General features: G+C 70.1%; 9 protein-coding genes. 5 read left to right on the forward strand and 4 right to left on the reverse strand.

What is annotated here, in order from left to right; translation table 11 throughout:
- Nucleotides 1-178: 178 nt before the first annotated feature.
- Nucleotides 179-775 (forward strand): TetR/AcrR family transcriptional regulator, encoded by a 597-nt coding sequence (locus AX744_RS10045; RefSeq protein ID WP_058630700.1) that lies wholly within the window; start codon nt 179-181, stop codon nt 773-775.
- A gap of 10 nt (nt 776-785) precedes the next feature.
- On the opposite strand, the gene AX744_RS10050 is transcribed toward AX744_RS10045, so the two are convergent.
- Nucleotides 786-2141 carry an MFS transporter gene (locus tag AX744_RS10050; protein WP_061016651.1) on the reverse strand — a complete coding sequence of 452 codons (1356 nt, stop codon included), beginning with the start codon at nt 2139-2141 and terminating at the stop codon, nt 786-788.
- Nucleotides 2142-2240: 99 nt separating this feature from the next.
- Here AX744_RS10050 and AX744_RS10055 point away from each other — a divergent pair, with 99 nt between their 5' ends.
- Nucleotides 2241-2606: a winged helix-turn-helix transcriptional regulator gene (locus AX744_RS10055; RefSeq protein WP_061016653.1), complete on the forward strand. Its 366-nt coding sequence runs from the start codon at nt 2241-2243 to the stop codon at nt 2604-2606.
- A gap of 28 nt (nt 2607-2634) precedes the next feature.
- On the opposite strand, the gene AX744_RS10060 is transcribed toward AX744_RS10055, so the two are convergent.
- Nucleotides 2635-3486, reverse strand: coding sequence for a hypothetical protein (locus tag AX744_RS10060; protein ID WP_061016655.1), 852 nt, complete (start codon nt 3484-3486; stop codon nt 2635-2637).
- A 27-nt stretch (nt 3487-3513) separates the two neighbouring features.
- Nucleotides 3514-3894: a hypothetical protein gene (locus tag AX744_RS10065; protein WP_046747641.1), complete on the reverse strand. Its 381-nt coding sequence runs from the start codon at nt 3892-3894 to the stop codon at nt 3514-3516.
- 125 nt (nt 3895-4019) lie between these two features.
- Here AX744_RS10065 and AX744_RS10070 point away from each other — a divergent pair, with 125 nt between their 5' ends.
- Genes AX744_RS10070 through AX744_RS10080 form a run of 3 tightly spaced genes read left to right on the forward strand, consistent with a single transcriptional unit; the run spans nt 4020 to nt 7374 of the window.
- A complete protein-coding gene (locus AX744_RS10070; RefSeq protein WP_061016657.1) occupies nt 4020-4685 on the forward strand; it encodes a response regulator transcription factor in 666 nt (221 codons plus the stop codon).
- A complete protein-coding gene (locus AX744_RS10075; RefSeq protein ID WP_061016659.1) occupies nt 4682-6067 on the forward strand; it encodes a sensor histidine kinase in 1386 nt (461 codons plus the stop codon). Before AX744_RS10070 ends, AX744_RS10075 begins: the two co-directional genes overlap by 4 nt.
- A 59-nt stretch (nt 6068-6126) precedes the next feature.
- Nucleotides 6127-7374 carry an LCP family protein gene (locus tag AX744_RS10080; protein ID WP_061016660.1) on the forward strand — a complete coding sequence of 416 codons (1248 nt, stop codon included), beginning with the start codon at nt 6127-6129 and terminating at the stop codon, nt 7372-7374.
- Between the two features lie 15 nt (nt 7375-7389).
- On the opposite strand, the gene AX744_RS10085 is transcribed toward AX744_RS10080, so the two are convergent.
- Nucleotides 7390-8051: MFS transporter (locus tag AX744_RS10085; protein ID WP_231728783.1), on the reverse strand; the 662-nt coding region annotated here is incomplete at its 5' end.

Below are 8051 nucleotides of genomic sequence, written 5' to 3' on the forward strand. Positions count from 1 at the left end.
GAGCAGTGTCAGCGGAGAGACGGCGTCGGCGGCGATCGCGGGCACGAGGAATCCGGAGCTCCAGGTCACCACGAACGCCGCGGCCGCCAGAACCGTCACCATGCCGTGAAGTAGACCGATCTGTTTACTCATCTGTACGACTATACAGGTCGGTTTACTCAACGGCTATAGTGGAGGCATGGCCGTCCCGGTACCCGAACTCGCCCCGCTCACGCCGGGCGCCACACGCGTGCTCGACGCGGCGTCCCGGCTCTTCTACGAGCGCGGCATCCACGCCGTCGGCGTCGACACGATCGCAGAGGCGGCCGGGGTCACGAAGAAGACGCTCTACGACCGGTTCGGGTCGAAGGAGGCCCTGGTCGTCTCCTACCTGCAGCACCGCGACGCCCTGTGGCGCGCGCACGTCGCACGACACCTGGAATCCGTCTCCGGACCCGGGGTCGAGCGGGTGCTCGCCGTGTTCGACGCCGCGATCACCTGGTCCGACGAGTACAGCCCGAAAGGGTGCAGCGCCATCAACGCGCGGGCGGAGATCGGCGACGGCCACGACGGGCACCCGGTCTTCCCCGAGGTGTCGCGCCAGAAGGCGTGGCTGCTCGACCTCTTCCTCGAGCTGTGCCGCGAGGCCGGGGTCACCGAACCCGAGCTGATGTCGAAGGCGATGATGCTGCTCTACGAGGGCGCGATCGTCACGGTCGGCATGGAGACGTTCAGCGAGCCGTTCGTCGTCGCACGGCGACTCGCGCGCTCGACCCTGGAGCAGGATCGAGGCTGACCCGCCCCCCTCAGCTGTTCGAGGGGCGAGGAACCCTGCGACGCAGGAGCGGCACGACGGCGGACGCCACCACGACGATCGCGGCGGCGAGCGCAGCCGTGCCGAAACCGCCCGTCGCGACGACGGCGATCGTTCCGAGCACAGCGATGCCGAGACCTCCGCCGAGGGCGAATCCGACCTCCTGGATCGCTCCGACCTGTCCGGCCTCGTCTTCGACGGTGACGTCGAACAGCGCCGTCGCGGCGAGCGTCGCACCGATGCCGAACCCCAGACCGACGAGCACCAGCGGAGCCGCCACGACCTCGGGATCGGTGAACAGCCACAGCATCCCGACCGCCTGCAGCAGGAGCGCACCCACGGTCAGGGTCTCGGTCCGCAGCCAGCGGAGCGCGATCGGGGCGATCACCCCGCCGATGGCGATCGCGGCGGCCTGCGGCAGGATCGCGAGGCCGGCCTCCGCCGCGGTCCAGCCCCTCGTGTCCTGCAGATGCAGGCTGACGAGCAGGACGGACGCCGAGGACACCCCGCTGGCGACGAGGATGCGGGTGATCGCGGGGCTGAAGCCGGGGATCGCGAACAGGCGCATGTCGATGAGCGGTTCGGGCAGTCGGCGCTGGCGCAGGATGAAGTACACGAGGCTGCCGACAGCGACCACGGCGGCGATCACCGCCGGCACGGGGGCGGCGAGCGCCTCATGCAGTGCGAAGGCGAGTGCGCCGAGGGCCACGACCGACGTGACGATGCTCGGGAGATCCCACGACGGCGTCCGCGAGCTGCGGGAGTCGGGCACCAGCCACACGGCCAGCACTCCGGCGAGCGCCGCCAGCGGGACGCTCCCCAGCAGCAGCCAGCGCCACCCTGGGCCCTCCGCCAGGAGTCCGCCGAGAACGGGACCGAGCGCGCTGCCCACTCCGAAGGTCGCGGTCCACAGCCCATAGGCGAGCACCCGCTCCCTGGCGTGATACTTGGCCCCGATCGTGGCGACCACCCCGGCGACGACGAACGCCTCGGCCACACCGAGGAGCGCCCGGATCACGATGAGCAGCAGACCGCTCTGCGCGAATCCGCCCACCGCGTTGAGCACGGCGAATCCGCCGAGACCGATCAGCACGATCCGTTTGCGCCCGAAGGCGTCGCCGATCCGCGCAGCGAGGATGAGGGTGGCGGCGAGGGAGAGTGCATAGACGTCGGCCAGCCAGAGCCCCTCGGTGTCGCTGAGTGCCAGCTCGCCGCGGATGGCCGGGAGCGCCGTGGAGACGCTGCTGATGGCGAGGGCGCCGATGAGTATTCCGAGGAGCAGGGGCACCATCGCGAACCAGAGACGGAGGGTCGAACGCGACGGGGACTGAGTGGGGGTGGAAGTCACGTGCTCAGTCTGTAAAGTACAGACAGAAGCTGCAAGTACTGTCATTTCTGTCACGTACTGACACTTCGGATACCGAGAAGGACGACAGAGGAGCGTGCGATGCGGGAGAAGACCGAGCGGATCGTGCGCGAGTGGTCGGAGTCATGCGATGCGGAAGTGTCCATCGCTGTGCTCGGCGGCGCCTGGAAACCGAGCATCCTCACGCTGCTGGGCGAGCACGAGGTGCTGCGGTTCGGGGAACTCGGCCGCCTGTTGGAGAACCCGACAGCCCGCGTGCTCACCCGACAGCTGCGCGAGCTGGAGGAAGACGGCCTCATCACCCGCACCGTCTACCGGCAGGTGCCGCCGAAGGTCGAGTACCGCCTCAGCGAGCTGGGGACGAGCGCGACGCCCGTGCTCGTCGAGTTGACGCGGTGGGGCACGCAGTACGCCGAGCAGCAGCGCGCTGCGACGACCGTCTCCTGAGCCCGCGGTGTGAGTTCGCGGGGGCCGGTCACTCGCTGTCGAGGAAAACCCCGACGTGATCGGCCTCGTACACGAACTGCAGCGCCGTCCCGTCGGGGAAGCGCTCGGTCAGCTCCTTGGGCATGTTGGTGTCGAACGGCACCTCGACGGTCGCGGGGAACGCGCCGACGGCGCACCCCGTGTACATGGGCCCGTCGTAGGTCCAGCCGTTGGACGAGTCGAAGTCGTCCTTGTCCGGCACCTGATCCGCTCTGGCCACCGTGAGGCAGTCTGAGCCGACCGAACCGTTGTAGTAACCGCCTGAGCTCTCCACGATGACCAACCCGTAGAAGTCGAACACCGCGGAGCTCGGACCCACCCCCATCCATCCGGCCGGGATCGCCACGTCGGAGGTCGCGTCGAGCGTGGCGATCTGCGGAGCGCCGGCGGAGGAGGCGACGGGGGTCACCTTCACCAGGGCGAACGTGACGGCAGCCGACATCGCTGCCGCCGCGACGATCGCGACCACCCACAGGATCCTCGTCGTGCGCACCGAGAACCACGCCGCCAGCCGCTCGGCGGGTTCCGCCGTCGGCGGGGCCGCATCGGTGTCGTCGGCCGAGGTGTCGAAGACGCCGAGCGCATCGCCTTCCGCGTCCTCGGGCTGTCGCCTCGACCGTCTGGTGCGGCTCACCGGTTCCGCAGCGCGCGTCGGCTCCGAGTCGATGGTCTCCATCGCCGGTGCGGGCGGGACGACGTCCTCGGCCCTGGGCCTCGGCTGTCTCCGTGCCTCCAGCTGCTGGAGCCGTCGGAGTGCGGCGGGATCGTCCTCGATGTCCGCCGTCGGACCATAGGCGCGGGCCCGGAGGGCGCGAAGCTCTTCATCAGCCGCAGTGCTCATCTCCGGCATCGTCTCACACGGCGGAGCTCAGCCGCAGAACGCCGAGGCCGAGTCCTTGAGCTGTTCGATCGCTTCGACCGTCTCCGGAGCCTGCAGGTCTGTCATGCCGCCGATCTGCGTGGCGCCGGAGCGGATCAGATCGCCCAACTGTCCGTCGACGTTCGCCGCGATCCCCTCGAGCGAGGCGACGAGGTCGTCGCGTGCGGCGTCGGCCTGCTCGGCCGAGACCGCGCCCTGATCGAGCAGCGCCTGGTACTGCCCGTAGGCATCGTCGATCGTGGTGCAGGTCGCCTGCACGTCGATCCCGACGGCGTCGCCCGCCATCTGCGTGACCTGCGAGCAGCCGGCGAGCGCCCCGGCACCGAGTCCGGCAGCGAGGACGAGAGGAAGGACCACGATTCGGCGCATGGCACGAGGGTAGCCGCTCGACCTGACGAGCCCCTGCGACCCGCCTCGGCGCCTCTGCTCGGAGCCTATGCACGGGCGCCGCCGTCTATCATCGCAAGCGCGCGGTGTCCGGGAGGTGGGGTGGGATGAAGATCATGCTCGTGGACGACGACGCGGAGATCCGTCTCGGTTTCACCACCGCGCTGCGACGTCGCGGTCACACCGTCGAGACCGCCGAGGACGTCGCCTCCGCACGCCTGCTCGCGGAACGCACGACCCCCGACGTCGCGATCATCGACGTCATGCTCCCCGACGGCGACGGGTTCTCGCTGTGCCGGGAGATCCGGGCGCGCTGGGGCTTCCCCACCGTGATGCTGACCGCCCGTGACGAGGATGCCGACGTCGTGGTCGGTCTCGACGCGGGAGCGGACGATTACATCGCCAAGCCGGTCAGCGTGGCCGTGCTCGAGGCACGTCTTCGGACGGTTCTGCGTCGCAGCTCCCGGCTCACCGCGGAGCCGCTGCGGGTCGGATCCCTCGAGCTGCACGAGGACTCGGCGGAAGCCCTGGCGGGGGGCGAGGCCCTGCCGCTGAGCGCGACCGAGTTCCGCCTGCTGCATGAGCTGGCGCTGAACGACGGGCACACCCTCAGCCGTTCGCGCCTGATCGACGCCGTCTGGGCGCAGTCACCGCCCGACACCTCCCGCGTCGTCGACACCGCCATCCAGCGGCTGCGTGCGAAGCTGACCGCTGCGAACGTCGCGACTCCGCAGCTGGAGACCGTGCGCGGGATCGGCTACCGGCTGCGATGACGGCACGTCGCCGGTTCACGCTCCGCACCGCCATCGCCCTCGCCCTCATCGGCAGCACGGTCGCCGTCTCCGTCCTCGTCACCGGCGTCGTCGTCTTCACCGCGGGCAGGATCGTCTACGAGTCCAGGCAGCAGGGTCTGCTCGATGAGTTCTCGACGACGGCGGATGCCCTGTTCACGTCCATCTCCACGGTGTCTCCCGAAGACACGTGGAGCTACTACGCCGAGATCCTCCCCGGCGAGACGGTCATCATCGACCTCGGCAGTGGCCGCAGCGCGGGCGAACTCCGACCGGATCAGGTGCCGGGCGCCCTGCGCATCGACGACAGCCGCCGCTCCGGCGAGGTGACCTCGCTGATGACCACGCTCGACGACCGAGAGGTGTTCTTCGTCTCCGTCGTCCGCGACGACCTCCCCCAGGACCCGAGCGGCCGCCTCGCCGTGGTCACCGCGTACTCGATGCAGCCGCAGCAGGAGCAGGTGCGGGAGCTGGTCGTCTCCGGGGCGCTCCTCAGCGCGGGCGTCGTGGTCCTCGTCGTCCTGCTCGAGCGCCTGCTGGGCGGTGCGCTGACGCGTCCGCTCCGCCGCCTCGTCGACACGGCGCGGGCCGTGGGCTCCGGCGAGGGCCCTCCGGCGTGGAAGCCGTCGTTCGACGACGTCGACCGTGTGGCCGACGCACTCCGCCTCTCTTCAGAACGCCTGGGCGACACCATCGGGCGGCTTCGACAGCGCGAGGCGGAGTCGAGGCAGCTCGTGAGCGACGTCGCCCACGAGCTGCGCACCCCCCTCACCTCGATGATGGCGGTCGACGAGATGCTCGACGACGACGAGCAGACGACGGCCGAGGAGCGAGCGGTCGCCACAGCGGTCGTGCGCACGGGGACGCGCCGACTGCACACCCTGATCGAGCACCTGCTCGAGCTCTCCCGCCTCGACGCCGGAGTCGCACGCGTGCACCGCACGACCGTGGTGCTGCACGACCTGCTCGCCGATGTGGTCGACACGACGGGAGTCGACGTCGACGAGCTGTCGGTCGCGCCGAGCCTGCGACTGCGTACCGATGCGGCACGACTGCACACCGTGGTGGCCAATCTGCTCACGAACGCCTCCCGCCACGGGCGCCCGCCGGTCGTCATCCGCGTGCGGGAGGACGGTGACGTGCTGCACATCGACGTCGGCGACCACGGGCCCGGCATCGCCGGCGCCGACAGCGAGCGGGTGTTCGACCGGTTCGTCACGACGGATCGGTCGCGCTCGGACGGCGCCGGGACCGGACTCGGACTCGCGATCGCTCGTGACAACGCCCGCCTCCTCGGCGGTGATCTCGCGCTGCTGTCCGGATCCCCGGGCGCGACCTTCCGGGTGAGCGTTCCTCGGCTGTGACACTCGTGTGACATTCGTGCTCGACACTGGCTGCTCGCCGATGCCGAGAGGTCTTCCCCATGAGTCTTCCCCCGCTTCCAGCTCCGAGCCGACGGCGCCGGAGGCGCCTCCGGCGCTTCCTCACCCTGGCCGCCGTCGCGGTCCTGGTCATCGGCGGGGGCACGGTGGCCGTCGCGGCGCTCCGGCTGTCCCAGAACGTCACCACGGTCGAACTGCACCCCGCCCGTACGGATGAGCCTCCCGTCGTGGCGGATTTCGACGGCGCATTCGATGTGCTGTTCGTCGGCTCGGACGGCCGCGCGGGGCAGGGAGCCCAGTACGGAGAGGGCGGAGACGTCGAAGGCAGCCGGAACGACGTCACCCTGCTGCTGCACGTGAACGACGCTCACGACGCGGCGACCGTGATCTCCTTCCCCCGCGACCTGCTCGTCGACATGCCCTCCTGCAGCGATCCCGACACCGGGAAGACGTGGGCTGCGGGGCACCGGGTGCAGTTCAACGAGTCGCTCTCCCGCGGCGGGCTGGGCTGCGTCGCCTCGACGGTCACGGCCCTCACCGGTATCGATCTCGCCTACGCGGCGGAGATCAGCTTCACGGGCGTGATCGATGCCTCGAACGCCGTCGGCGGCGTGCCGATCTGCTTCGCCGGCCCCGTCCACGATCGCCACTCCGGACTGGAGATCCCCGAGGCCGGGACCTACGACCTCAGCGGCGAGCAGGCCCTGGCGCTTCTGCGTTCGCGCTACGGCATCGGGGACGGGAGTGACCTGGCTCGCATCTCGACCCAGCAGGTGTTCCTCTCCTCGCTCGTGCGGACGCTCCGTGACCAGTCGACCCTGACCGACCCGGTGAAGCTGTACGGCATCGCCGACGCGGCGACCAGGAATATGACGCTGTCGACCCCGCTCGCCGACCTCGGCACGCTCGCCTCGATGGCGAAGGTGTTCAGCGACCTGCCGCTCGAGAACATCGCGTTCGTGTCGTACCCGCACCTTCCCGCGGGTGACCGCGTCGTCCCCGACGAGCAGTCGGCCGCCGCGCTGATGGAGCGGGTGATCTCCGGTGAGACGGTGAGCATCAGCTCCGACCACACCGGCCGTGGCAGCGAGCTCTCCCCGCCGGCCACCCCGCCGTCCGACGACTCCGAGGGCGCGGAGACGACGCCACCGGAGACGACACCGCCCGATACGACACAGCCCGATACGACACAGCCCGATACGACGCGGCCCGATGCGAACACCCTGCCGTCGAACGTCGACGGGCAGAGCGCGGCCCAGGACACCTGCGTGCGTCCGAACGCCGGATAGCGGCGCCTCGACAGGTCAGTGGTCGCGTGCGGGTGGATCGAGCGGAACGCGGGAGTTCAGGATGAGCAGCGCGACGCCCCCGACGGCGGAGATCGCGGCGGGGATCCAGAACAACTGAGGAAGGCCGAGCCACAGCGAGCCGATGCTTCCCACGAAGCCTCCGACGGCGGCGTTGATCGCATAGGAGCTCATGAAGACGCTCGTGGCCATGCCGACGCGGGTGGGGACGAGGCGTTGGGCCACGGTGATGCCCAGCACTCCGAAGGTGGCGATCACTCCTGCCATCAGCACCTGCCCCACGATGAGCGGGACGATGTGCGGCGTGATCTGGCCCGCCGCGGCATAGGAGATGTGCGCGGCGACCGCCATCAGCGCACCGGCCGTGAGCACGCGGGCGAGGCCGAAGCGTGTCGCGAGTCGTGCGGCGAACGGCATGAGAAGGAGCTCGACGAGGGGCTGGAAGCCGATGATCGCCCCCCGCACGCCGGCGTCGACGCGCAGCTCGCCGTCCATGTACAGCGGCAGGTAGGCGAGCTTCACGGTCTCACCGCACATGATGAGCACGTAGATCGCGGTGAAGACCAGGAGCGGCAACATGGAGCGCGGGTGCGGAACGGGCGGCTCGGTGGGCGAGGAGACGGCCTGGCCTGGCTCACGGATCGGCGTGGACAGCGCCC

The organism is Microbacterium sp. CCH5-D1, assembly GCF_001557335.1.
In the GTDB taxonomy this organism is placed as follows: domain Bacteria; phylum Actinomycetota; class Actinomycetes; order Actinomycetales; family Microbacteriaceae; genus Microbacterium; species Microbacterium oxydans.

Coding starts and splice junctions, on each gene's coding strand:
- AX744_RS10080 (WP_061016660.1), top strand. CDS start 6,127: ATGAGTCTTCCCCCGCTTCCAGCTCCGAGCCGACGGCGCCGGAGGCGC.
- AX744_RS10060 (WP_061016655.1), bottom strand. CDS start 3,486: ATGAGCACTGCGGCTGATGAAGAGCTTCGCGCCCTCCGGGCCCGCGCC.
- AX744_RS10045 (WP_058630700.1), top strand. CDS start 179: ATGGCCGTCCCGGTACCCGAACTCGCCCCGCTCACGCCGGGCGCCACA.
- AX744_RS10065 (WP_046747641.1), bottom strand. CDS start 3,894: ATGCGCCGAATCGTGGTCCTTCCTCTCGTCCTCGCTGCCGGACTCGGT.
- AX744_RS10070 (WP_061016657.1), top strand. CDS start 4,020: ATGAAGATCATGCTCGTGGACGACGACGCGGAGATCCGTCTCGGTTTC.
- AX744_RS10075 (WP_061016659.1), top strand. CDS start 4,682: ATGACGGCACGTCGCCGGTTCACGCTCCGCACCGCCATCGCCCTCGCC.
- AX744_RS10055 (WP_061016653.1), top strand. CDS start 2,241: ATGCGGGAGAAGACCGAGCGGATCGTGCGCGAGTGGTCGGAGTCATGC.